Here is a 23,768-nt window from a genome sequence, read left to right as displayed (position 1 = left end):
GTTTAGCACGATCGGGCGAACAATCAGCCACCCGCCCAGACATCCAGCACATAGCGGTTGTTGGTGCCCATCTGCTCGATCCACCGTGCGCTAGCGGCCGCGTCGCTGCCGCTCTTCTCGCGGTGGATCGCGACCAGCGCCGCCTTCACGTCGGGCTCCATCTTGCCGCCGTCGCCGCAGACATAGATGATCGCGCCCTGCTCGATCAGCGGCCAGACCTTGTCCTTCTGCGCGGCCAGCACGTGCTGCACATAGGTCTTCGGTCCGTCGCTCCGCGAGAACGCCGTGAACAGCTCGGTGATGCCGCTGGCGGCCAGCGCCTTTAGCTCGTCGGCGTAGAGAAAGTCCTGGTCGGGATGGCGGCAGCCGAAGAACAGCATGGATGGCCCGAGCACCGCGCCCTTGGCCTTGCGCGCGGCGCGCTCCTGCAGGAAGCCGCGGAACGGCGCGAGGCCCGTGCCGGGGCCGATCATGATAACAGGCACGGACGGATCCTCCGGCAGGCGGAAGCCGGCCTTGGTCTCGCGCACGGTGGCGTAGATCACGTCGCCGACGCGGCGATTGGCGAGATAGTTCGAGCAGATGCCCTTGTAGACCCCGCGTCCTGAGGCGGCCGGCCCTTCGACCACGCCGACCGTGATGCTGCAACGCGCGGGATCGACCGACGGCGAGGACGAGATCGAATAATAGCGCGGTGCCAGCAACGAGAGCATTTCCAGATAGACGTGGAACGGCAGTTCGCAGGCCGGATATTCGAGCAACAGGTCGAACACCGATTTGCGCTTGGCGAGAATCTCGGCGCGGTAACGCTCGAGCGGCTCGCTCTCCTCACCGACGAAGGCCAGCAGCTTCGGCTTGGTCACGGGGCATCGGGTGTGCTCCGCCATGATCTGGATCTGCTTGCGGGTTGCGACCTGCTGCAGCTCGACGAACTCGCTGAGCAGGCGCCCGACCGACACGGCCTCGCCGACCGGCAATTGGGCGCGGCGTCCCTCGGCGACCTGCAGCCTGATCTGGTCGGCGGGCAAGAAACCGAAGCGACGGGCCACCGAATCCACCAGCGTCGGATCATTGCGCGGGACGACGCTGAGGTGATCGCCGACCCGGTAGCTGACATTGGCCGGCAGCTGCACCTCGATGTGGCGCGTCGAGCGCTCGGAAGGATTCGCGCCGGCCTTGTTCTGAAGCTCGTCGTTGACCAGCACCTTCATCGCCACAGCACCGCCCTGGGCGACAATGGTGTTGACGGCGGTGACCGCGACCGGCTCGATCGCATAGAGCGGGTCGTCCTCCGCGGTGCGGGTGAAATTCCAGTCGATGCCGAACTCCTTGGTCGCGACCTGGGCCGCGGCCGGGAACCATTTCTGGAACTGGCCATCGAGATCGCTGCGCGCATCGCCCTCGCCGCGCGGATAGACTGCACGCGCGCCATGCTTCGACAATTGCTCGTCGATCAGGCGCGGCACCGATTGATAGGTCGCGGCCCAGTCGCTGTTGCCGCAACCGAACACGGCGTAGCGCACGCCGGCGAAGGCATCCTTCGGCAAATCGCCGCCAAGCCATTTGACGAACTGCGTCGCATTGTCGGGCGGCGCGCCGTTGTAGGAGGCGCAGATGATCAGCACGCCGCCCTGCTGTGGCAGCTTGCCGACGTAATCGTCGAGCGGGCCGAGACGCACGGCAAAGCCGTTGATCTCCGCAAGGTCGGCCATGCGCGTCGCCAGCTCCTCGGCGGTGCCGAGATTGGAGCCGTAGAGCACCAGCATCGGCGTGTTGTGGCCGGGCCGGGCCGTCGGCTGGCGCGCGGCCTTCGGCGCCGAACCGACGGCCGCAATCGGTCCGCCATAGGCACCGCGCTCGCGATCGGCGCGCGGACGCACCTTGATCTTGAAGCCCTCCGGCTTGATCGTCAGCGTCTCCTTCAGATGCATCTGGTAGCGCTGGTGGTCGATCAGCTTGAAGCGCTGCAGGATCATGCCGAGCGCCAGCGCGGCCTCGTGCATGGCGAAGCCGCGGCCGATGCAGGCGCGCTGGCCGTTGCCGAACGGCTTCCAGGCATTGATCGGCCGCTTCGCTTCCGCCTCGCGGCTGAAATTCTCCGGATCGAAGGCGTCGGGATTCGGACCCCAGACGGAGGGATCGCGATGCAGGGCGGTCACCAGGATCGTGGTGAACGTGCCCTTCCGAAGCTTGTACTTGCCGCCGATCGTCTCGTCGTTCAGCGGCGAGATGCCATAGGCCGGCGCCGGCGGCCACAGCCGCAGCGCCTCTTTCAGGATCTGCGTGATGTGGGTGAGCTGCGTCACCTGTTGATAGGTCGGCTTCGCATTGACGTCGGGGCCGAAGACGCGATCGACCTCGTCATAGGCCTTCTTGAGGATCTCGGGGTGCTTGAGCAGCGCATAGAGCGTGTAGGACAACAGGCCGCTGGTGGTCTCGTGGCCCGCGATCAGGAACGTGTTGATCTGGTAGCGGATGTTGACGTCGTCGAGCTGCTCGCCTGTTGCGCGGTCGACGCCGGTCATCATCGCAGCCAGCATGTCCTTCTTGTCGTCGATCCCTTCCGCGCTCTTGCGGCGCTCGGCGATGATCTCGTCGACCATCTTGTTCATGAAGGCGACGTCTTCGACGAGGGTCTTGCGCCGCTTCTGCATCCAGATCTGCTCGAACGGCAGGCCGCGCGTCATCATGATGGTTTCGAGCGAGCGCACCAACGACTCGACGTAGGGATGATAGTCGCTCCGGTAGAAGGAGTTGAAGCGGTAGTCGAAACCGCATAGCCCGATCGTGTCCAGCGTCAGCGCCGTCATATCATGAACGACGTCGATCTCGTCGTCGGCGTTGAGCCGCTCCCATTTCTGGACGAGTTGCTCGGCGATATCGACCATGCTCGGATGATAGGACTGCATGGCGCGGTTGCCGAAGGGCTGAAGCAGGATGTTGTGCGCCTTGCTCCAATTCGGCTCCTTGGTATCGGCCGTGAACAGGCCATCGCCGCCGACCGCGCGCACGCGCCGCAGCGCGCCGCGCACCGTCTTGTCGAAGCGCTTCTCGTCGGAGAGCTCGTCGACGAGATCGTGGCCGGAGACGACCACGATCGGCGAGCCCATCATATCGAGCCAGAAGATCGGGCCGAGCTCCTTGGCGAGCCGCGTCAGGTGCTGCACAGGCGCAGCCGAATCCAGCGACAGCATGTTGCCGACCACGGGCTTGGTCGGCGGATGCGGGATCGGGTCCAGACGATTCGTGGATGACATTAACTGCGCTTCCCCCTCTTGCCGTCATTCCGGGGCGATGCGCAGCATCGAACCCGGAATCTCGAGATTCCGGGTCCGGTCCTCTGGGTCGCTTCGCAATCCCTTCGGACCGTCCCGGAATGACGTCTCATTTGCATCGACGACTGCGTCGTCAACCAAACCGCCTTCTACGCCATTCGATCAGCTTGGCGCTGACCTCCTCCGGCTTCTCCTGCTGCGTCCAATGGCCGCTGTCCTTCACCAGATACTTTTCGAGATCACCGATCAGATTCTCCATGCCGTCCGCCGCAGAGGGCGGCAGCACCGCGTCGTTCTCCGCCATGATCATCAGCGACGGCACGTGGACGTGGTGGTCCAGGCCCTTCGACCGCTCCCAATTGCGGGTGAAGTTACGGTACCAGTTGATGCCGCCGGTGAAGCCCGTCTTCGTGAAGGTGTCGACGAACACCTTCTTCTCGTCGGCCGACAGGATCGATGGGCGCGGATCAACCTTGGAATCGTAGGCCGCGATCATCTGCGGGAAGGCCAGATTGGTTTTTGCCGCGGCGCCGACGCCTGCGATCGGCGGCTCATCCGGCTTCGCCGCAGGCCGCCCCAGCGGCTTGCGCATGAAGGCGTCGAAGGTCTGCTCGACCCGGCTGCCAAAAATCCTGTCCGGCTCGCGCGCGGGATCCTGGAACTGCACGATATACATCTGGTCGCCATAGCGCTGGCGAAACAGCGCGATGGGATCGATCGGGGCGCGATCCCAATGCGGGGTGTTGACCCCAACCACACCAGCGACGCGCGAAGGGTGCCGCAAGGGCATCTGCCAGACCACGAAGCCGCCCCAGTCGTGACCGACGAAGATCGCCTTGTCGATCCCGAGATGATCGAGCAGCCCGACGAGATCGCCGGTCAAATGCTCCATGTCGTAGTCCTCGACCGGCTCGGGGCGGTCGGTCGCGCCATAGCCGCGCTGGTCCGGGGCGATCACGCGGATGCCGGCCTCGCTCAGCGCCTTGATCTGGTGGCGCCAGGAAAAGGCGAGCTCGGGCCAGCCGTGGCACAGCACGACCGGCGGCTTGTCGTCGGCCGGGCCAGCCTCGTAATAGCCCATGCGGATTCCGTTCGTCTGAGCGAACTTGAGCGGCGGCATTTCAATCATTGCAACATTCCTACTCAGCGGCACCCTTGATGTCGGCCGCCGGCGGCGCGTAGGCCGCCTCCAGTGCGGCGAACTCCTCCGGCAACATGTCGCACATCACCTGCACGTGCGGAATGATGTTGGCGCCGACGATGAAGCCGAAATCGAGCTGGTCGCGGTAGCTCTGAACGGTGATGTTGAGCGCCTGCCCGTGTGTCGAGATCGACACCGGGAAGATGTGCAGCAGCTCGGCGCCCGCAGCGTAGAGCGTCTGCCGCGGTCCCGGCACGTTGGACACCGTGATGTTGGCGGCCGGCGGCAGCACGTCCGAGAGGTTCGAGCGGCTGTAGAGCAGCGCCAGGATCTGCACCATGATCGGCGCGCCCAGCATCGAGATGTTGGAGACCTGCGGCATCAGCGCGCGCAGGGGATGCGACATCTCCTTGGACTTGGTCGATTGCGCGATGATGGCCTCCAGCCGCGCCTTGGGATCGTCGACATTGGTCGCGATCGAGCAGATCATGCCGAACACCTGGTTGTTGGCCTCGGTGTTGCCCTCCTCGCGCAGCGAGATCGGCACCGCGGCCGTCAGCGATTTCGCCGGCAGCGTGCCGTATTGCAGGAGATAACGGCGAACCACGCCGGAGGCGAGCGCCAGCACGACGTCGTTGAGCTTGCCGCCGGCCTGTTTGGCCAGCGCCTTGGCCCGCGACAGCGGGATCGACACGCCGGCAAAGCTTCGTTCCGAGGAGATGGTCTTGTTGAGCATCGTCGGGGGCGACACCATGCTGGCGAGGCTCTCGCGCGACTTGGGATCGGCGACCTTGCCGAGCACGTCGGACACGCTCTTGAGCACGGTGGGGATGTTGCCGGCAAAGCGCACCGCACTCTCGATCTGGTACATCGCATTGTCGAACAGGATCGAGCCGATGTCGCTCTTGCCGGTGCGCGGCAGCTGAAGGTTCTTCGCAGCCTGCGAAGCATCGAGCGGCTGGCTGAACAGCTGCTGATAGGAATCCAGGAGGTTCGCGGCGATGTCGCGCGGCTCCTGCCCTGGTTTGCTGCCCGCCGTCGGCGGCTCGACCTTCCGCGGGATCGGCGAGATGTCGTAGATCATGTTGGTCAGCGCCGCGCCGGCGCCGCCGTCGATCGCGGCATGATGCATCTTGGAATAGAGCCCGACCTCGTTGTCCTTCATGCCCTCGAACACGTAGAATTCCCAGAGCGGGCGGGCGCGGTTGAGCAGCTTGGCATGCATCCAGCCGACGATGCGTTCGAGCGTGGCGCGGTCGCGCGGCTGCGGCAGGCTTGCGCGGAAGATGTGACGGTCGATGTCGAACTGGTCGTCCTCGACCCAGGACGGATGGTCGATGTCGAGCGGCGCCTTCTCCAGCCGCGCCTTCAGGATCGGCGCGATGTGCAGCCGCGAGACGATCATCGCCTTGAAGTCTTCGAAGAAGTCGCCCTTGTAGTCGTCGGGCAGGCGAAAGATCGCCATGCTCCCGACATGCATCGGCATTTCCGGCGTTTCCAGATAGAGAAACGACGCGTCCAGCGACGACAGCTTCTTACCGTCAGCCATAATTCCCTCCCGCAACGATTTGACGGGCGCCTTAGCCGGCGCTTCTCGTCAGGCCGATATTGCCTGTTCCGGCGGGGCATATGCAATGGCAAACGGCCCTGCCCGGTCAAATGGCGAGAACTCCCCCTCCGGTTGGGCCAGACGGTCGGCCACCGCCCACAGTGCCGCAGGATTTACCCCGAGCCCGAGATGGCTCGCCAGATGCACCTCGATGTTTTCGGCGCGGTCGGAGGGACGCAACAAGCAGGTCCGCCAGTTAACCACACCGTCGGCCCGCGAATAGATCGAGGTTGTCGGCACCGGCAGATCGCCGGCGATCGCCTCGCGCGCTTCCGCAAAATCCTCGACGCGCTCGCCGGACAGCGCCTCGTAGAGCCGCGTGGCATTGGTCGCCCGCACGTCATTGGCGAAAGGGCTGCCGAGCGTGATGACGTAGCGAACCATGTCGGGCGCCCAAAGCGAAAGATCGCGGGCATAGACGCCGCCGAGACTCCACCCGACCAGGCTGACCTTGCGCCCGCTCGCGGCATGAATCTCGGCAAGTCGGGCGCGCAGCGCGTCCCGCATCCGGCCCAGCCCGCCGAGATTACGGCCCATCCGCCAGGCATGCGTCTCGTAGCCGAGCTCGCTGAGATAGCGCCGCATCGGCGCCATCGAGAGGTCGCTGGCGAGAAAGCCCGGCAGCGCCAGCACGGGATGGCCGTCGCCCCTCGGCGCCCGCATCAGGAGCGGCGACAGCAAGAGGCTTGCATTGAGTTCGAGCAGGCCACGGGCTTCTGCGAGCAACAGGGCGAGGCCCGGCGGACGTAGCCGGCCTTTCTCCAGCGCCCCCTCCTGCCCGGACGACACTATTTTTTCTTGTCGCTGCTGCGCGTGCCGCCGAGGCCGGCCATCGTGACAAACATATCCTGAAACCGCTCGGCGATCTTCGGATCGAACGTGAACCAGCTCTGAATCAGCGATTCCGGCGAGACCTTCTCGATGTTGCTGAGCACCTGCTGCTGCAGCTTGTCCATCACCGCCGTCTGCATCGGCCCTACGTCGGGCAGACCGAAGAACTGGCGAGCCTCGAGGGGCGTGCAGTCGATTTCGATGTTTACCTTCATGTCCCCTCCGGATGAGATTCGAGCCGCCTGGCGGAGTATCGCCGCGAGTTGTGCTGCGACGCAAGCGACCTGATGCAGGCGCGGCGTGCCCCGTCCCCCAATCGGGCGGTATGGTCAACCAAAGTCGAAAGAGGCGATCTTCCATGCCGGACGGCATGGACTGCGTTGCTGCACAGCGGCGCAACTTGGCGCGTTCCTTGCTGGAATGGCGCTTGCACCGGTCGAGAACTCTGGGCAACATGGATCAATCAGCCCCGCCGAACAATCAAAAATCATCGGCATGGCAGAGTGGAGAGGGTCAAGAATGTCATTAGGTCGAAGTCTGTTTGCGACGACGCTCGCCGGTACGCTTGCGTTGGCGGTCACGCCGGCGTCGAGCCAAACGCTCCGTTATGCCAACCAGGGTGACCTGAAGTCCCTTGATCCCTACACGCTCAACGAGAGCACGACCCACGCGCATCTCGGTCACGTCTACCAGGGCCTCACCGCGCGCGACAAGGACCTCAAGATCATTCCGGCGCTGGCGGAGAGCTGGGAGACTCCCGAGCCGACCCGCTGGCGCTTCCATTTGCGCAAGGGCGTGAAATTCCACAACGGCGACCCCTTCACCGCCGACGACGTCGTGTTCTCGGCCGATCGCGTCCGCAAGAAGGGGTCCAACATGCAGACCCGCCTTGCGCCCGACGTCAAGGTCGTCAAGGTCGACGACTACACCGTCGACTTCGTTCTGCCCTCGCCCAATCCCATCCTGCACAATTCGTGGGATGTCTGGTACATCATGGACAAGAAATGGGCCGAGGCGAACAACGTCGTCGATCCGACGCCGGTGGCGGCGACCACGCCCAGCTACGCCTCGCTGCACGAGAACGGCACCGGCCCCTTCATCATCGAAAGCCATCAGCCCGGCGTGAAGACGGTGTTCAAGGCCAATCCCAATTACTGGGGCAAGGTGGAAGGTAACCTGAAGGAGATCGTCTTCACCCCGATTTCCTCCGACGCCACCCGCGTCGCCGCACTGCTCTCCGGCGAAGTCGACGTCATCGAGCCGGTGCCGATCCAGGACATCTCCCGCGTCGATTCCAGCCCGAACGCCCAGGTGCTGAAGGGGCCGGAGCTGCGCACCATCTTCATCGGCTTCGACCAGACGCGCGACGAACTGCTCTACTCCAACATCAAGGGCAAGAACCCCTTCAAGGACGCCCGGGTTCGCGAAGCCTTCTACAAGGCGATCGACATCGAGTTGATCAAGACGCGCGTGATGCGCGGACTGTCGACGCCGTCGGCGCTGATGATAGCGCCGGAACTGTTTGCGCTGTCCAAGGAGTTCACGCGGCCGAAATTCGATCCTGACGGCGCCAAGAAGCTCCTGACCGAAGCGGGTTATCCCGACGGCTTCGAGGTCACGATGGATTGCCCGAACGATCGCTATGTCAACGACGCCGCGATCTGCCAGGCCGTCGTCGGCATGCTTGCCCGCATCGGCGTCAAGATCAATCTTTTGGCGCAGCCGAAGGCGCAGTACTTCGCCAAGGTGCTCAAGCAAGGCGGCTACCAGACCTCGTTCTACCTCTTGGGCTGGACCCCGAGCACGATGGACTCGCACAACGTGCTGTACGACATCATGGGCTGCCGCGACGATGCGAAATCCTCGCGCGGCGAGGCCAATCTCGGCGGTTATTGCAACAAGGAATTCGACGCCATCACCGACAAGGTGCTGGTCGAGACCGACACCGCCAAGCGCAACCAGCTGATCAAGCAGGCCTACGACATCAGCATCAAGGACTGGGCCTACATTCCGCTGCATCAGCAGGCGCTGGCCTGGGGCGTATCGAAAAAGGTCAACCTGCCGCAGCGCGCCGACAATCTGGTCATGTTCCACTGGGCGACCAAGAAGGAATAGCGTCAGTCGAACACGAGGTCCCGGCGCACCAGGCGTCCGGGACCTTTCCTTTTCCGGCTGACAAAGCCGTCGGCCGCACGCACACCCAAGGATAGTGGAAGGCATGCTCGCTTTCACGCTTCGCCGCGCCGTTCAGGCCATCGGCGTCATGTTCGCCGTGGGCATCATCGCCTTCTCGATGTTCCGTTTCGCCGGCGACCCCGTCAACCAGATCGTCTCGATCGACACATCGGCGGCCGAACGCGAAATCGTGCGTAAATCGCTCGGCCTCGACGATCCCGTGCCGGTGCAGTTCGTGCGCTACTTCGCCGATGCCGCGCAGTTCAAGTTCGGCGTCTCCTATCAGTTCCGCCAGCCGGTCTCGACTTTGTTGATGGAGCGCATGCCCGCCACGCTGGAACTTGCGATCTGCGCCACCGTCTTTGCAATGGTGTTCGGGATTCTGATGGGGGTCTATTCGGCGCTCAGGCGCGACACCATGCTGGCCAAGCTGTTCCAGGCGGTTTCGCTTGTCGGCATCTCGTTGCCGACTTTCCTGATCGGCATTCTGCTGATCTACCTGTTCGCCGTGACATTGGGCTGGTTGCCTTCGTTCGGCCGCGGCGAGGTGGTCAAGCTCGGCTGGTGGAGCACGGGCCTGCTCACGCTGTCGGGACTGAAGGCATTGATCATGCCCTCGATCACCCTCGGCCTGTTTCAGATGACCTTGATCATGCGGCTGGTGCGGGCGGAGATGCTGGAGGTGCTGCGAACCGACTATATCCGCTTCGCCCGTGCCCGGGGGTTGACCACCCGCGCCATCCATTTCGGCCACGCGCTGAAGAACACGCTGATTCCCGTGATCACGGTGGCCGGACTCCAGTTTGGCTCGGTTATTGCATTTTCGATCATCACCGAAACCGTGTTCCAATGGCCGGGCATGGGACTTCTGTTCGTGCAGGCCGTGCAAAACGTCGACATCCCGATCATGGCCGCCTACCTGCTGATGGTTTCGCTGATCTTCGTCACCATCAACCTGGTGGTCGACATCCTCTACACCGTGGTCGATCCGCGCCTGCGCGCGACCGTCGGCCGCGCCACATAAGGCAGCCCTGCATGTCCGACGCAGCCGCCTCCAATCATCCTGACGAGCAGAGCGCACCGCCCGCCCACGTCGGCCGCAGCTGGCTGAGCCGCGCGCTCGACAGCGACATCTTCTATTCGTTCCGCCGTTCCAAGCTGACCATGGTGGCGGCGGCCATCACCGTGCTGTTCTTCCTGCTCGCGATCTTTGCATCCGCCCTCGCGGTGCAGAACCCGTTCGATCCGGCGCAGCTCCAGTTGATGAACTCGCGCATCTCGCCGCTCTGGACCGCCGACGGACAGAGCCCGTTCCTGCTCGGCACCGACGAGCAGGGCCGCGACGTGTTTTCCGCGATCCTCTACGGCATGCGCATCTCGCTTGCTGTGGGCGTCGCCGGCGTGATCTTCGCCGGCGCGCTGGGCATCGCGCTCGGCCTGATCGCCGGCTATTTCGGCGGCGCGGTCGATGGCGTGATCATGCGGATTGCCGACGTGCAGCTCACCTTTCCCGCCATTCTGATCGCGCTGCTGGTCAACGGCATCGCCAAATCCATCTTCGGCAACCGGCTGGATGCCACCAGCATGCTCGTGGTGCTGGTGATCTCGATCGGCCTGAGTTTCTGGGTGGGGTATGCCCGAACGGTGCGCGGCTCCGTGATGGTCGAGAAGAACAAGGATTACGTGGCTGCCGCGCAACTGATCGGCCTGCCCGCGCCGACGATCATGCTGCGCCACGTGCTGCCGAACACTATGGGCCCGATCCTGGTCATCGCCACCATCAACCTGGCGCTCGCCATCATCACCGAGGCGACGCTGTCCTTCCTGGGCGTCGGCCTGCCCGACACGATGCCCTCGCTCGGCACCTTGATCCGCATCGGCAACAACTACCTGTTCGCCGGCGAATGGTGGATCGTCGCCTTCCCGGGCCTGGCGCTGGCCGGGCTGATCCTGTCGATCAATTTGCTGGGCGACTGGCTGCGCGACGCGCTCAATCCGAAACTCCGATGAGCAACACTTCGATGAGTCCGCCTCGCTCATGACCGAACCAATCCTCTCCGTGCGCAACCTCCAGGTGGAGTTCGCCTCCCGCCGCGGCACGCTGCGCGCTATCGACGGCGTCTCCTTCGACATCGCCAAGGGCGAGGTGCTGGGCGTGGTCGGCGAATCCGGAGCCGGCAAATCCGTCACCGGCCTCGCCGTGATCGGCCTGATCGATCCCCCCGGCCGCATCGCCGGCGGCGAGATTCGTCTCGCCGGCCAGCGCATCGACCATCTGCCGCCGGAAGAGATGCGCCGTATCCGCGGCAAGCGGATCGGCATGATCTTCCAGGATCCCCTCACCTCGCTCAATCCGCTGTACCGGGTCGGCGACCAGATTGTGGAGACGATCAGGACCCATTTGGACCTGTCCGAATCCGCCGCCCGCCGCCGCGCCATCGACCTGCTCGCCGAGGTCGGCATTCCCGCGCCGGACAGGCGCATCGACGGCTATCCGCACGAATTCTCCGGCGGCATGCGTCAGCGCGTCGTGATCGCGCTCGCGATCTGCGCCGAGCCAGAGCTGATCATCGCCGACGAGCCGACCACCGCGCTCGACGTCTCCGTGCAGGCGCAGATCATCTCGCTGATCAAGCGGCTCGGCCGCGACCACGGCACCGCCGTGATGCTGGTGACGCACGACATGGGCGTGATCGCGGAGACCTCGGACCGCGTTGCGGTGATGTATGCCGGCCGTGTCGCCGAGATCGGTCCGGTGCAGGATGTCGTCAGAAATCCGCTGCACCCCTACGCCAAGGGCTTGATGGGCGCGATTCCGACGCTGGCCGGCGACGACAAGCGCCTCCAGCAGATCCCCGGTTCGATGCCGCGCCTCTCGGCGATCCCGCGCGGCTGTTCGTTCAATCCGCGCTGCGCCTTCGCCTTCGACCGCTGCCGGGTCGAGCGACCGGAGCCGCTGCCGCGCGGCACGCAATCGGTCGCCTGCCACCTCTACGACAACGTGCCGGCGGAGAGCGCGGCATGAGCACCCCCTTCGTTCAGGCCACAAATCTGCGCCGGGTGTTCGATGTCTCGAAACCCTGGCTCAACCGCGTGCTCGAGGGCGGGCACCTCGAATATCTCAAAGCGGTCGATCACGTCACCTTCGACATCAGGAAGGGTGAGACCTTTGCGCTGGTCGGCGAGTCCGGCTCGGGCAAGACCACGGTGGCGCGGATGGTCGTGGGGCTGCTGCCGCCGAGCGCCGGCGACGTCCTGATCGACGGCGTCTCGATGACCGATCCGCGGCAGGCGCCGGCGCGGCGGAAGCTGCGCCGCCGCATCCAGATGATCTTCCAGGATCCCTATGCCAGCCTCAACCCGCGCTTCCGCGTCGACGCCATCATCTCCGAGCCGATCCGCGCCTTCGACCTGATCCAGGGCGAGCGCGACATCCGGGCCCGCGTCGCCGAGCTGCTCACGCTGGTCGGCCTGCATCCCGACGACCGGCTGAAGTTTCCGCACGAATTCTCCGGCGGCCAGCGTCAGCGCATCGCAATTGCGCGGGCGCTCGCCTCCGATGCCGAGTTCATCGTCTGCGACGAGCCGACTTCGGCGCTCGACGTCTCGGTGCAGGCGCAGATCCTCAACCTCATGCGCGACCTCCAGGACAAGTTCGGCCTGACCTACATGTTCATAAGTCACAACCTCGCCGTGGTCCGCCACATGGCGAGCCGCGTCGGCGTGATGTATCTCGGCCGCATCGTCGAGATCGCGGAGGGACGCGAGCTGTTCGCCAATCCGCGCATGCCCTACACCAAGATGCTGCTGGGCGCCGTGCCCGACCTTGCCATGAGCGGCCGCCAGCGCATTCCGGTGAAAGGCGAGATCCCGAACCCGATCAACCCGCCCTCCGGCTGCGCCTTCAATCCGCGCTGCCCGCTGGCGTTCAACCTCTGCCGCAAGGAGGCTCCGGAACTGATCGGCGGCGTCGCCTGCCATGCGGTCAACACCGCGCCGGTCCCGGCGTGACGCGCGCGTGCCATGCAGCCTGCGCATTTGGCGGCGGCCCGTCCCTGTGATCAATTGCGCGCGCCGCAAGTGAGGTAATCGATGGCCAGCAACGTCAACCCCGATCCCTTTACGACGCGCCCCGAGATCGAGGGCACGTTCGGGGTCGTCGCCACCACGCACTGGATCGCGACCGCAATCGGCATGGCCATCCTCGAAAAGGGCGGCAACGCCTTCGACGCCGGCGTCGCCACCGCCTTCACGCTCCAGGTGGTCGAGCCGCATCTGAACGGCCCCGGCGGCGACGTGCCCGTCATCGTGCACGATGTGAAGCGCGGTCGCACCGAGGTGATATGCGGCCAGGGCCCGGCGCCGGCACGCGCCACCATCGCGCACTACAGGAGCGAGGGCCTCGACATGGTGCCGGGCACGGGCCTGCTCGCCGCCTGCGTCCCCGGCACGTTCGAATCCTGGATGATGCTCTTGCGCGACTATGGCACGATGCGCGTGCGCGACGTGCTGGAGCCCGCGATCTCCTATGCGCGCGACGGCTACCCGCTGGTGGAGCGCGCCTGCGCCACGATCCAGACCGTCGAGCAATTGTTCCGCAAGCATTGGCCGACCTCCGCCGCCGTCTACCTGCCGAACGGCGAGGTGCCGAGGCCCGGCACACTATTCACCAACAAGACACTGGCCGCGACCTACGCTCGGATTCTCAGCGAGGCCGAAAGCGGGGGTGGCGGCCGCGACGCCGAGATCGAGCGCGCGCGCAAGGCCTGGTCGCAAGGCTTCGTCGCCGAGGCCATCGACCGGTTCTGCCGGACCCAGGAGGTGATGGACGTCAGCGGCTCGCCGCATCGCGGCGTGCTGTCCGCCGACGACATGGCGCGCTGGCAGCCGACCATCGAGGCGCCGCTCACCTACGATTATGGCCGCTACACCGTGTGCAAGGCCGGCGTCTGGAGCCAGGGCCCGGTGACGCTGCAGCAGCTGGCGCTCCTGAAGGGCTTTGCGCTCGACGGGCTCGATCCGACCGGACCGGAGTTCATCCATCTGCAGATCGAATGCGCCAAGCTCGCCTTCGCGGACCGCGAGAAGTTCTATGGCGATCCGAAATTCAGCGAGATCCCGATCGGGACGCTGCTGTCGGATGCGTATAACGACGAGCGCCGCAAGCTCGTCACCGAGAAGGCTTCGCTCGATCTCCGGCCCGGCGCGGTCGAGGGCTTCGGCGGCGTGGTCAAGCTGCGCCGCGCAGAAGGCCAACGCGAGGCGGTTGGCGCTTTAGGCGCCGGCGAGCCGACCGTGGGGCGCTTCGGCGAGGTGCGCGGCGACACCGTGCATTTCGACATCATCGACAAGGCCGGCAACATGGTGTCGTCGACGCCGTCCGGTGGCTGGCTGCAATCCTCGCCCGTCATTCCCGAGCTGGGTTTCTGCCTCGGCAGCCGCGCCCAGATGTTCGATCTGGAAGAGAACCAGCCGAGTTCGCTGGCGCCCGGCAAGCGGCCGCGCACGACGCTGTCGCCGAGCATGGCGCTGCGCGACGGAGAGCCTTATCTCGCCTGGGGCTCGCCCGGCGGCGACCAGCAGGATCAGTGGATTACCCAGTTCTTCCTGCGCCACGTTCATTGCAATCTCAATCTGCAGGAGGCGATCGACGCGCCGGCCTGGCACTCCGAGCATTTCCCGATCTCGTTCTGGCCGCGCACCGCGCGCCCCGGCGTGCTCGTGGTCGAGAACCGCGTGCCCAAGGCGACGATCGCTAACCTGCGCGAGCGCGGGCACATCGTCGAGGTCGGCCCCGACTGGTCCGAGGGCCGCCTCACCGCGGCCTCGCGTGTCGGACCGCGCCGGCGCGCCGCCGCCAATCCGCGCGGCATGCAAGGTTACGCCGCGGGGCGCTGATAGGCAGCACATGACCTGGTCGATCATTGCGAAAGATCCTGCCACCGGCCAGTTCGGCATCGCGGTCGCGACCCGGTTCTTCGCCGTGGGCGCCCGCGTGCCCTATATCGCGGCCGGCCTCGGCGCGATCGCGACGCAGGCCTTCGTCAATCCCTATTACGGCATCGACGGGGTCAAGCTGCTGCGCGAGGGTCTCAACGTCCACGACGTGCTCGCAACGCTGCTCGCGGCGGACGAGGGCCGCGAAAGCCGGCAGGTCCACATCATGGATGCGAGCGGCGCAATCGCCGCGCATACCGGCCGCGACTGCGTCGACTGGTGCGGGCATGTCGCGGGCAGCGGATATTCGATCGCCGGCAACATGCTCGCGGGCGCCGACGTGCTTGCCGAGACGGCAAAGACCTATCTCGCCAATGACAGCCTGCCCTTCCCGCGCCGCCTGCTCGCGGCGATGCGCGCAGGAGAAGCCGCCGGCGGCGACAAGCGCGGCAAGCAATCCGCGGCGCTGCTGATTCACGGCGAGGAGGAATGGCCGGTACTGGACATTCGCGCCGACGATCATCCCGACCCGCTCGGCGAGCTCGAACGGCTCGAACGCGTCAGCCACGAGCTCTGGGTGCACTTTCGCGCGTCGATGCCGACGCGAAAGAACCCGGCCGGCAACACCGATCGCAGCGTCATCGACGCCAGCATCGCAGCCGCGCGCGCAAGACAGTCATGAGCGCGAGCCCTCTCATCGAGATCAGGGACCTGCGCATCCGTTTCCACGGCGACGACGGCCGCATCACCCACGCGGTCGACAGCGTCGATCTCAGCGTGGCCAACGGCGCGACGCTGGGCCTCGTCGGCGAATCCGGCTGCGGCAAAAGCGTGACGTCGCTCGCGATCATGGGCCTCTTGCCGAAACAAAGCGCGGAGATAACCGGCGCGATCCGCTTCGACGGCCTCGATTTGCTGCGGACGACGGACCAGACCCTGCGCGATTTGCGCGGCAACCGGCTCGCGATGATCTTCCAGGAGCCGATGACCTCGCTCAATCCGAGCTTCACGATCGGCGACCAGATCATCGAGACCATCTTGCGCCATCGCGGTGGCTCGCGGAAGAGCGCGCGCGAGCGGACGATCGAGCTGTTGCGCCGCGTCCACATCCCCTCGCCCGAACGGCGCATCGACGAATATCCTCACAAGTTGTCGGGCGGCATGCGCCAGCGCGTGATGATCGCGATGGCGCTGGCCTGCGATCCGCACCTCCTGATCGCGGACGAGCCGACCACGGCGCTCGACGTCACCCTGCAGGCCCAGATCCTGGAGCTGATGCGCGAGCTGAAGGCCGCCAGCGGCGCCGCCATCATCCTGATCACCCACGATCTCGGCGTCGTCGCCGAAGTCTGCGACGAGGTCGCGGTGATGTATGCCGGCGAAATCGTCGAGCGTGCACCGGTGGACGAGCTGTTCTCCGCCCCGCAGCATCCTTACACAGTGGGCCTGCTCGGCTCGATCCCGCGGCTCGACCATCGCGCCGAGCAGCTTGCGACGATCGAAGGCATGGTGCCGAACATGGCGCAGCCGCCAGCCGGCTGCCGTTTCGCGGCGCGCTGCCCGTTCGTGCTGGAGGCCTGCACCCATGCGCCGCCGCCATTGCTCGAAATCAGCCCCGGCCATCTCTCGCGCTGCATCCGCGCGCCGCTCGAACGTCTGGTGGCGTGATGGCGCTGCTCGAGGTCAACGGCCTGGTCAAGCATTTCGTCGCCCAGCGCTCGCTGTTCGGCCGGCCGCTGGCGCACGTCAAGGCGGTCGATGGTGTTTCCTTCTCGCTCGAGGCCGGCAAGACGCTGGCGCTGGTCGGCGAGTCCGGCTGCGGCAAATCCACGATCAGCCGCCTGGTGCTGCGGCTGATCGAGCCGGATTCGGGCACGGTGCGCTTCGACGGCCGCGACCTGCTCGCGCTCGACGCCGGCGGCTTGCGCGCCTTCCGCCGCGAGGCGCAGATCATCTTCCAGGACCCCTATGCCTCGCTCAACCCGCGCATGACGGTCGGCCAGATCCTGACCGAACCGCTGGCGCTGCACGATCTCGTGCCGCCAGCGCAGCGGCGCGCCCGCGTCGCCGAGCTGCTGCGGCTGGTCGGGCTGGAGCCGCGACTGGCACGGCGCTATCCGCACGAATTCTCCGGCGGACAGCGCCAGCGCATCGCCATCGCCCGCGCGCTCGCGGTCGAACCGAAGCTGATCATCTGCGACGAGCCGGTCTCGGCGCTCGACGTCTCGATCCGCGCGCAGATCCTGAACCTGCTGCGCGAGCTGCAGGACCGGCTCGGCCTCGCCTACATTTTCGTCTCGCACGACCTCGCCGTTGTCAAGCACATCGCTGACCATGTGGCGGTGATGAATCTCGGCCAGATCGTCGAGACGGCGGAGGCCGACGCGCTGTTCGCCGCGCCGCGCCACCCCTATAGCCGCGCGCTGCTGTCCGCGATCCCGCTGCCACAGCCGAAGGCGAAACGAACGACGGTCCTGCTGGAGGGCGAGATCCCGAGCGCGCTCAATCCTCCGGCCGGCTGCCGCTTCCACACCCGCTGCCCGTTCGTGATCGAGCGTTGCCGCAGCGAGGCGCCGAAGCTCGTGGCGGACGGCACCGGCCACGCCGCCGCCTGTCACCGCACGGCAGAGCTGCCGTCTGCCGATGCCATTCTGCCGGTAGCGGGCGGATTTTCGCCGGCGCTTGCAAGATTGGTCGCGGCCTTCAGCCAAAAGACGGAAGGCAGGAGCTTCGCCGGGGTTGGTATACTAGACGCCACGTCCACAACGAAATAGCCGAAGCAATGGGGATTGTCCGATGAAGATGTTACGCCTGGCCGCAACGGCCGCCGCCCTCCTGTCGTCGATCGGAGCCGTGCAGGCTCAGACCACGCTTCGCATCGGCCTCGCCGAGGACCCCGATATCCTCGATCCCACGATGGCACGCACCTATGTCGGCCGCATCGTGTTCTCCGCCTTCTGCGACAAGCTGTTCGACATCGACGAGAAGCTCAACATCGTGCCGCAGCTCGCGCTGTCGAGCGAGACCGTCGACGACGGCAAGGGCCTCGTCGTCAAGTTGCGCCCCGGTGTGAAATTCCACGACGGCGAGCCGCTCGATGCCGAGGCCGCCAAGTTCTCGCTGGAACGCCATCTGACGTTCCCCGGCTCGTTCCGCAAGCCGGAGCTGGCCTCGGTCGATCACATCGAGGTCGTCGATCCGCTCACCGTCAAGCTGGTGCTGAAGTCGCCGTTCTCGCCGCTGCTCGCCCAGCTCACCGACCGTGCCGGGATGATGATGTCGCCGAAGGCGGCGAAAGAGGCCGGCGACAAGTTCGGCCTGCGCCCGGTCTGCGCCGGCCCCTACAAATTCGTCGAGCGCGTGCAGCAGGACCGCATCGTGTTCGAGAAGTTCGCCGACTACTGGAATAAGGACAACGTCTTCATCGACAAGATCGTGTTCCAGCCGATCGTCGATGCCACCGTGCGGCTCGCGAACCTGAAATCCGGCGGCCTCGACCTGATCGAGCGCGTACTCGCCACGGATCTGAAGGACGTGCGCGCGGATTCGCGGCTGAAGGTCGCGACCGCCATCGAGCTCGGCTATCAGGGCATCACGCTCAACATCGGCAAGGACAAGGCCAAGGGACCGCTCAGCCAGTCCGCCAAGGTGCGGCAGGCGCTCGACCTCGCCATCGACCGCGAGGCGATCAACCAGGTCGTGTTCAACGGCGAGTTCAAACCAGGCAACCAATGGGTCAATCCGGATCACCCCTATTATCAGGGTGCATTTCCCATCCGCAGCCGTGATGTCGCCAAGGCCAAGGCGTTGCTCAAGGAAGCCGGCGTGACGCCGCCGGTTAGCGTTGACTTTCTGGTGCCGAAGGGTGCCGAAACCGAAGCCGTGGCCCAAGTGGTGCAATCCATGGCGAGCGAAGCCGGCTTCGATATGAAGATCCGGGTTACCGAGTTCGCAACGTCGCTGAAGCAGGCCGAAACCGGCGACTATCAGGCCTTCATGCTGGCATGGAGCGGACGCATCGACCCCGACGGCAATTCCTACGTGTTCTTGCACAAGGACGCGCCGCAGAACTACAGCGCATGGAACAACCCTCAGGCCGACAAGGCGCTGCAGGACGCGCGGCTGGTCACCGATCCCGCCAAGCGCAAGGCGAGCTATGAGACGCTCGCCAAATTGGTGCAGGAGGAGGAGCCGCTGCTCTACCTCTACCACCGCCGCATCATCATCGCGCACACGACCAGGCTCGAAGGCTACAAGCAGATGCCCGACGGCCTCGTGCGCGTGATCGGGCTGAAGCTGAAGTGATCGATCTGAAACTCAGTCCGCGTCCCGGGCGCGGCGCAGCGCGGAAGCGCTGCACCGCTGAGCCGGGACCCACGGCGACGACGAACCGTGACAGCTGGGTCCCGGTTCAGCGGCGCAACATTGCATGTTGCGCCGCGCCCGGGACACAGGTGCGACCATGCTGAACTTCCTCGCCCGCCGCCTCGCGCAGATCGTGCCGACGCTGTTCTTCGTCTCGGTGCTGATCTTCTCGCTGCAGCAATTGCTGCCGGGCGATCCCGCGCTGGTGATGGCGGGCGAAGAGCGCGATCCGGCCGTGATCGAGCAGATCCGCCGCCAGTACCGGCTCGATCAGCCCGCGCCGGTCCAGTACGTCTACTGGATCAAGGGCGTCCTCGCGGGCGATTTCGGCGAGTCGCTGCGCAACAAGATGCCGGTGCGCGAGCTGATCGCGCAGAAGTTGCCGGTGACTCTGCAGCTCGGCTCGATGGCGATCGTGATCGCGTTCCTGATCGGCATTCCCGCCGGCATCGTCGCCGCCGTCAAGAAGGGTTCGGCCTGGGACTATTGCGCGAACCTGTTTGCGCTGTGGGGTATCTCGACCCCGAACTTCTGGCTCGGGATCATGCTGATCTTCCTGTTCTCGATCGAGCTCGGCTGGCTGCCGGCGTCCGGCTACGTGCCGCTCACAGAGAACTGGCGCGCCAGCCTCGCGGTCACCATCATGCCGGCCTTCGTGCTCGGCAATGCGATTGCCGCTGTCCTGATGCGGCATACGCGCAGCGCCATGCTTCAGGTGCTGGAAAGCGACTACGTCCGCACCGCACGCGCCAAGGGCCTGTTGGAGCGCTCGGTGATCCTCAAGCATGCCATGCGCAATGCGCTGACCCCCGTCATCACCCTAGGCGCGCTCGAGCTCGGCACCCTGCTGTCCGGCGCCGTCCTGACCGAGCAGATCTTCTCCATTCCCGGCTTCGGCAAGCTGATCGTGGATGCCGTGTTCAACCGCGATTATGCCGTGGTGCAGGGCGTGGTGCTGGTGACGGCCACGATCTACATCACGCTGAACCTCGTGGCCGACATCGCCTACATCCTCGTCAATCCGCGGCTTCGGGGCTAGATTCATGACCGACGCCGCGCTGCCGAGCCCTCTCACGCATTCCGACGAGCTGGACAGCCCGGCCCGCCGCGCGCGTCGGCGGCTGTTCAAGCGGAAGGCGGCGGTGTTCGGCCTCATCGTGCTCACGATGTTCATGCTGCTCGCCGTGCTGGCCCCGCTCATCGTGCCCTATGATCCCATCGCGACGAGCTGGAGCCTGGTGCGCAAGCCGCCCAATGCGGCGCACTGGTTCGGCACCGACGAGCTCGGCCGCGACATCCTCAGCCGCATCGTCTACGGCGCACGCGCCTCGCTTCTGGCGGGCCTCATCTCGGTTGCGATCGCGCTCGGCATCGGCGTTCCGCTCGGCCTTCTCGCCGGTTATCGCGGCGGCTTCATCGATGCACTGATCAGCCGGGTCACCGACGCGATGCTGGCGTGCCCGTTCCTGATCCTGGCGATCGCGCTGGCGGCGTTCCTCGGGCCGAGCCTCGGCAATGCCATGATCGCGATCGGCATTTCGGCAACCCCGATCTTCATCCGCCTGACCCGCGGCCAGGTCCTCGTGGTCAAGGCCGAGGACTATGTCGAGGCGGCGCGCGCGCTCGGCAATCCGCCGTGGCGGATCGCGCTCTCGCATATCCTGCCGAACATCCTGCCCGCGCTGCTGGTGCAGGCAACGCTCTCGATCGCCGCCGCCATCATCGCCGAGGCCGCGCTGTCGTTCCTCGGCCTCGGCCAGCAACCGCCGGCACCGTCCTGGGGCAGCATGTTGAACGCCGCGCAACGCTTCCTGACACAGGCGCCGTGGATGGCGATCTGGCCGGGACTTGCGATCTTTCTCGTGGTGCTGTCGCTGAACCTGCTCGGCGACGGCCTGCGCGACGCGCTCGATCCGCGGCAGCGGTAGAAGTTCCTCATGGTGAGGAGCGCACTCCTCGCGCGCGTCTCGAACCATGAGAGCCCCGCTGTCGCCTGCGGCCCTGCTTCGAGGCGCGGCCTGCTGGCCGCTCTCAGGATGAGAATCTCAAATCACGACTTCCCGCATCACGCGGCGGCAATCCATCTCGTATTCCAGATCGACCACCGGCGGCCGGGCGAAATGCCAGGTCAGGCCGGAGCGCAGCGCGCCGCGACGAACCAGCTCGTCGGCCAGCGCGTGATGGAAGTCGTGGACGGAATAGGCCTGGACGCCGGTCGTGTCCTTCCATCCAAAACCGAACGCCGCCATCCGGGTCTCCATCTGCGAGGTGGTGAAGCGCACCTTCTCGCGCAGGCCCTCCGGGCTGAGATCGCGATAGCGCACCGTGCGTTCGACATAGGTCCCGCTGCCCTCGCGCGCCTCGGCGCCGCCGGCGATCACGAAAGACGGCGTCTTGGAGCGGGTCGGCCGCGTGAATGAGAATGCATAGAACGACGGTTCGGACGGCGGGTCGATCTCGGGACAGACATTGCTGCGCGCCACCGGATTGGTGGTGCCGTCGAAGATGCCCCATTCCGACAGCGTCTTCACATAGTGCAGGTTGAACGCGCGGAAGCCCTCCTCGCTGAAGGCCGCCGGCGAACGCAGCTCGCAGGCGCAGAACGCCGTCAGCGGACGCCCTGCTTCCTGGATGAACTTCGCCGCGAGCGCAAAGCCTTCCGCCAACGGGACCAGACGATCGAAGCGGACGCGTTCGATCTCGTAACCGTCATCCGCGGCGGCCCCCGCAGAATATTGAAACACGGATGGAATGAAGCGGTAGTTGCCGGAGGGGAAATCACGGATCATGACGAACTCCTATTCAAGCTGCATGCGAATGCCCTTGGCACCGTTGAGCAGGCGCTTCAGGTGAAAACCGGCCAGGGAATCGTCGGCATGCGCGCCGACCAGCGCAGCAAAGGCAGGCATGGCCGCGGCGTCGCCGGCCGCCATCCTGGCGAAAGCCTCCGCATACAGCGCGGTTTCCGGCGCCTCGTATTTCGCCGGCGGCAACGGCTCGAACGCGCGCAACGGCTCGCTGCGTCCGCGCAGCATCAGCTCACCCACGGGGCGCCCTTGGAAATTTTCAGCCGCCGCGGCAACGCTGGCGCTGACGCAGATGCGCGTCCCCAGATGCTTGTTGGCGGCCTCCAGCCGCGCCGCGATGTTGATCGAATCCCCATACGCGGTGTAGTCGAAGTAGCGGTTGCCGCCGAAATTTCCGACCAGCGCCGGCCCGGCGTGAATGCCGATGCGGGTCGCACCAAAGTTGATGCCCATCGCATGTTGCCGGCCTCGAAACTCCTGCGCCCAGGCATCGAGCGCATGGGCACAGGCGACCGCGCGCGTGGCATAATCCGGCTGATCCCCCGGCGCGTTGAAGAGCACCTGGATCGCATCGCCAATGATCTTTGCGACCGTCCCTTCATGCGCGAAGACGATCTCAGTCATGCCGCCGACATACTCGTTGAGCAGCTTGCCCAATGCCTCGGGCGGGGCGGTCTCGACCAGCGAGGTGAAGCCCGTAATGTCGGTGAAGATGGTGGCGACATCTCGCCACTGCACCTCGACTCCCTCGCCTTCGCCGCTGGCGGCCAGACGCTTGGCGAGCTCGGGCGAGAAATGACGCGACAGCGCGGCATGGGCGCGCTCGGCTTCCATCTGGCGCCGGCGGACCTCGTGCAGCATCTCGATGTGGCGGATGGTCTTGCCGATCGTGGCTTCCAGATCGGCGAAGTCGATCGGCTTGGTCAGGAAGTCGAACGCGCCGCGGTTCATGGCGGTTCGAATGTTGCTCATGTCGCCATAGGCAGAGACGATGATGGTTGACTTCTTCTCCTCGGCCTCCTGGAGCTTCGCCAGCAGCGACAGCCCGTCCATCCGGGGCATGTTGATGTCGGAAACCACCATGTCGACCTGCGGATTCTGCTCGAGTGAGGCCAGCGCCTCGAGGCCGTCGCGGGCGAACATGATGGTCACCTCTCCGTCGCGGATCTGCCTGCGGAACTTCTGCAGGACCAGCGCCTCGAGATCCGGCTCGTCGTCGACGAAGAGGATGGTGGTGCTCATGCGGCCTGCTCGAGCCTCGTGTCGATCTCCTGCCGCAGCAGGGCGAAGTCGATCGGCTTGGTGAGCAGCCCGACGGCGCCGCGCTCGATCGCCTTTCGCCGCGTCTCGGCATCGCCATAGGCCGTGATCATGATGACGGGAACGTCCGGATGCGCGGCAAGCACCTTCGGCAGCATGTCCAGCCCGCTCATGCCGGGCATGTTGATGTCGGACAGGATCAGCGAGGGGGTGCGGACCTCGGCGGCACGCTTGAGCGCATCGGGCGCGGAGGTGGCGAACTCCATCTGAAAGCGGCCGGCGCGCAGCTCGCGTCGGAACTGCTGCCGGAACAGCGCCTCGACGTCGGGCTCGTCGTCAACGACCAGGATGTAAGCGTTCACCACTTG

Annotated in this window: 20 protein-coding genes; 12 read left to right on the top strand and 8 right to left on the bottom strand. The window is 65.6% G+C overall.

From position 1 onward, the window contains the following. Positions 1–23: 23 nt before the first annotated feature. From WI560_RS09040 to WI560_RS09020, 5 genes are all read right to left on the bottom strand, one after another. Positions 24–3,257 carry a bifunctional cytochrome P450/NADPH--P450 reductase gene (locus tag WI560_RS09040; RefSeq protein ID WP_375307705.1) on the bottom strand — a complete coding sequence of 1,078 codons (3,234 nt, stop codon included), beginning with the start codon at positions 3,255–3,257 and terminating at the stop codon, positions 24–26. A 151-nt stretch (positions 3,258–3,408) separates the two neighbouring features. After that, positions 3,409–4,404, bottom strand: coding sequence for an alpha/beta fold hydrolase (locus WI560_RS09035; RefSeq protein WP_375307704.1), 996 nt, complete (start codon positions 4,402–4,404; stop codon positions 3,409–3,411). Positions 4,405–4,414: 10 nt separating this feature from the next. Then, complete coding sequence (locus WI560_RS09030; RefSeq protein WP_257177361.1) at positions 4,415–5,965, bottom strand: wax ester/triacylglycerol synthase family O-acyltransferase; 1,551 nt, start codon at positions 5,963–5,965, stop codon at positions 4,415–4,417. A 48-nt stretch (positions 5,966–6,013) separates the two neighbouring features. Then, complete coding sequence (locus tag WI560_RS09025; protein ID WP_257177360.1) at positions 6,014–6,814, bottom strand: triacylglycerol lipase; 801 nt, start codon at positions 6,812–6,814, stop codon at positions 6,014–6,016. Then, positions 6,814–7,071 (bottom strand): DUF6489 family protein, encoded by a 258-nt coding sequence (locus WI560_RS09020; RefSeq protein ID WP_028135213.1) that lies wholly within the window; start codon positions 7,069–7,071, stop codon positions 6,814–6,816. Before WI560_RS09020 ends, WI560_RS09025 begins: the two co-directional genes overlap by 1 nt. A 304-nt stretch (positions 7,072–7,375) precedes the next feature. Here WI560_RS09020 and WI560_RS09015 point away from each other — a divergent pair, with 304 nt between their 5' ends. From WI560_RS09015 to WI560_RS08960, 12 genes are all read left to right on the top strand, one after another. Further along, the gene (locus WI560_RS09015; protein ID WP_375161293.1) at positions 7,376–8,971 is read left to right on the top strand and encodes an ABC transporter substrate-binding protein; all 1,596 of its coding nucleotides are present in this window, start codon (positions 7,376–7,378) and stop codon (positions 8,969–8,971) included. A 103-nt stretch (positions 8,972–9,074) separates the two neighbouring features. After that, positions 9,075–10,055, top strand: a complete 981-nt coding sequence (locus tag WI560_RS09010) for an ABC transporter permease (protein ID WP_028135211.1) — start codon at positions 9,075–9,077, stop codon at positions 10,053–10,055. A gap of 11 nt (positions 10,056–10,066) precedes the next feature. Next, the gene (locus WI560_RS09005; RefSeq protein ID WP_375307703.1) at positions 10,067–11,041 is read left to right on the top strand and encodes an ABC transporter permease; all 975 of its coding nucleotides are present in this window, start codon (positions 10,067–10,069) and stop codon (positions 11,039–11,041) included. 28 nt (positions 11,042–11,069) lie between these two features. Further along, on the top strand, positions 11,070–12,056 hold the full coding sequence (locus WI560_RS09000) for an ABC transporter ATP-binding protein (protein ID WP_375161296.1): 987 nt from the start codon (positions 11,070–11,072) through the stop codon (positions 12,054–12,056). Continuing rightward, the gene (locus WI560_RS08995) at positions 12,053–13,042 is read left to right on the top strand and encodes an ABC transporter ATP-binding protein (RefSeq protein ID WP_257177356.1); all 990 of its coding nucleotides are present in this window, start codon (positions 12,053–12,055) and stop codon (positions 13,040–13,042) included. The genes WI560_RS09000 and WI560_RS08995 overlap by 4 nt, the downstream gene beginning before the upstream one ends. A gap of 81 nt (positions 13,043–13,123) precedes the next feature. After that, on the top strand, positions 13,124–14,929 hold the full coding sequence (locus WI560_RS08990) for a gamma-glutamyltransferase family protein (RefSeq protein WP_375307702.1): 1,806 nt from the start codon (positions 13,124–13,126) through the stop codon (positions 14,927–14,929). A 10-nt stretch (positions 14,930–14,939) separates the two neighbouring features. Then, positions 14,940–15,650 (top strand): DUF1028 domain-containing protein, encoded by a 711-nt coding sequence (locus WI560_RS08985; protein ID WP_375307701.1) that lies wholly within the window; start codon positions 14,940–14,942, stop codon positions 15,648–15,650. After that, positions 15,647–16,636, top strand: a complete 990-nt coding sequence (locus tag WI560_RS08980) for an ABC transporter ATP-binding protein (RefSeq protein ID WP_375307700.1) — start codon at positions 15,647–15,649, stop codon at positions 16,634–16,636. The genes WI560_RS08985 and WI560_RS08980 overlap by 4 nt, the downstream gene beginning before the upstream one ends. Continuing rightward, positions 16,636–17,742 (top strand): ABC transporter ATP-binding protein, encoded by a 1,107-nt coding sequence (locus WI560_RS08975; protein WP_375307699.1) that lies wholly within the window; start codon positions 16,636–16,638, stop codon positions 17,740–17,742. Before WI560_RS08980 ends, WI560_RS08975 begins: the two co-directional genes overlap by 1 nt. A gap of 22 nt (positions 17,743–17,764) precedes the next feature. Further along, positions 17,765–19,273, top strand: a complete 1,509-nt coding sequence (locus WI560_RS08970; protein WP_375307698.1) for an ABC transporter substrate-binding protein — start codon at positions 17,765–17,767, stop codon at positions 19,271–19,273. A gap of 157 nt (positions 19,274–19,430) precedes the next feature. Then, on the top strand, positions 19,431–20,372 hold the full coding sequence (locus tag WI560_RS08965) for an ABC transporter permease (protein ID WP_375307697.1): 942 nt from the start codon (positions 19,431–19,433) through the stop codon (positions 20,370–20,372). A 4-nt stretch (positions 20,373–20,376) separates the two neighbouring features. Further along, complete coding sequence (locus WI560_RS08960; protein ID WP_375161303.1) at positions 20,377–21,261, top strand: ABC transporter permease; 885 nt, start codon at positions 20,377–20,379, stop codon at positions 21,259–21,261. Between the two features lie 117 nt (positions 21,262–21,378). Here the strand turns inward: WI560_RS08960 and WI560_RS08955 are convergent, their stop codons facing one another. From WI560_RS08955 to WI560_RS08945, 3 genes are read right to left on the bottom strand one after another with little or no spacing between them, the layout of a single operon-like run. Further along, on the bottom strand, positions 21,379–22,122 hold the full coding sequence (locus tag WI560_RS08955; protein WP_375307696.1) for a hypothetical protein: 744 nt from the start codon (positions 22,120–22,122) through the stop codon (positions 21,379–21,381). 9 nt (positions 22,123–22,131) lie between these two features. Beyond that, positions 22,132–23,382 (bottom strand): adenylate/guanylate cyclase domain-containing protein, encoded by a 1,251-nt coding sequence (locus WI560_RS08950; protein ID WP_375307695.1) that lies wholly within the window; start codon positions 23,380–23,382, stop codon positions 22,132–22,134. Beyond that, positions 23,379–23,762 (bottom strand): response regulator, encoded by a 384-nt coding sequence (locus WI560_RS08945; protein ID WP_375307694.1) that lies wholly within the window; start codon positions 23,760–23,762, stop codon positions 23,379–23,381. The genes WI560_RS08950 and WI560_RS08945 overlap by 4 nt, the downstream gene beginning before the upstream one ends. Between the last annotated feature and the right edge of the window lie 6 nt (positions 23,763–23,768).

The organism is Bradyrhizobium sp. A11, from assembly GCF_042077125.1.
Classification (GTDB): domain Bacteria; phylum Pseudomonadota; class Alphaproteobacteria; order Rhizobiales; family Xanthobacteraceae; genus Bradyrhizobium; species Bradyrhizobium japonicum_B.
The sequence above is the reverse complement of the archived record's forward strand: the minus strand, read 5'-3'. Positions and strand labels throughout refer to the sequence as shown.

What these genes read in the sequence shown, in the direction of transcription:
- WI560_RS09040 (WP_375307705.1), bottom strand. Translation starts at nt 3,257, where the DNA reads ATGTCATCCACGAATCGTCTGGACCCGATCCCGCATCCGCCGACCAAG.
- WI560_RS09035 (WP_375307704.1), bottom strand. Translation starts at nt 4,404, where the DNA reads ATGATTGAAATGCCGCCGCTCAAGTTCGCTCAGACGAACGGAATCCGC.
- WI560_RS09030 (WP_257177361.1), bottom strand. Translation starts at nt 5,965, where the DNA reads ATGGCTGACGGTAAGAAGCTGTCGTCGCTGGACGCGTCGTTTCTCTAT.
- WI560_RS09020 (WP_028135213.1), bottom strand. Translation starts at nt 7,071, where the DNA reads ATGAAGGTAAACATCGAAATCGACTGCACGCCCCTCGAGGCTCGCCAG.
- WI560_RS09015 (WP_375161293.1), top strand. Translation starts at nt 7,376, where the DNA reads ATGTCATTAGGTCGAAGTCTGTTTGCGACGACGCTCGCCGGTACGCTT.
- WI560_RS09010 (WP_028135211.1), top strand. Translation starts at nt 9,075, where the DNA reads ATGCTCGCTTTCACGCTTCGCCGCGCCGTTCAGGCCATCGGCGTCATG.
- WI560_RS09005 (WP_375307703.1), top strand. Translation starts at nt 10,067, where the DNA reads ATGTCCGACGCAGCCGCCTCCAATCATCCTGACGAGCAGAGCGCACCG.
- WI560_RS09000 (WP_375161296.1), top strand. Translation starts at nt 11,070, where the DNA reads ATGACCGAACCAATCCTCTCCGTGCGCAACCTCCAGGTGGAGTTCGCC.
- WI560_RS08995 (WP_257177356.1), top strand. Translation starts at nt 12,053, where the DNA reads ATGAGCACCCCCTTCGTTCAGGCCACAAATCTGCGCCGGGTGTTCGAT.
- WI560_RS08990 (WP_375307702.1), top strand. Translation starts at nt 13,124, where the DNA reads ATGGCCAGCAACGTCAACCCCGATCCCTTTACGACGCGCCCCGAGATC.
- WI560_RS08985 (WP_375307701.1), top strand. Translation starts at nt 14,940, where the DNA reads ATGACCTGGTCGATCATTGCGAAAGATCCTGCCACCGGCCAGTTCGGC.
- WI560_RS08980 (WP_375307700.1), top strand. Translation starts at nt 15,647, where the DNA reads ATGAGCGCGAGCCCTCTCATCGAGATCAGGGACCTGCGCATCCGTTTC.
- WI560_RS08975 (WP_375307699.1), top strand. Translation starts at nt 16,636, where the DNA reads ATGGCGCTGCTCGAGGTCAACGGCCTGGTCAAGCATTTCGTCGCCCAG.
- WI560_RS08970 (WP_375307698.1), top strand. Translation starts at nt 17,765, where the DNA reads ATGAAGATGTTACGCCTGGCCGCAACGGCCGCCGCCCTCCTGTCGTCG.
- WI560_RS08965 (WP_375307697.1), top strand. Translation starts at nt 19,431, where the DNA reads ATGCTGAACTTCCTCGCCCGCCGCCTCGCGCAGATCGTGCCGACGCTG.
- WI560_RS08960 (WP_375161303.1), top strand. Translation starts at nt 20,377, where the DNA reads ATGACCGACGCCGCGCTGCCGAGCCCTCTCACGCATTCCGACGAGCTG.
- WI560_RS08955 (WP_375307696.1), bottom strand. Translation starts at nt 22,122, where the DNA reads ATGATCCGTGATTTCCCCTCCGGCAACTACCGCTTCATTCCATCCGTG.
- WI560_RS08950 (WP_375307695.1), bottom strand. Translation starts at nt 23,382, where the DNA reads ATGAGCACCACCATCCTCTTCGTCGACGACGAGCCGGATCTCGAGGCG.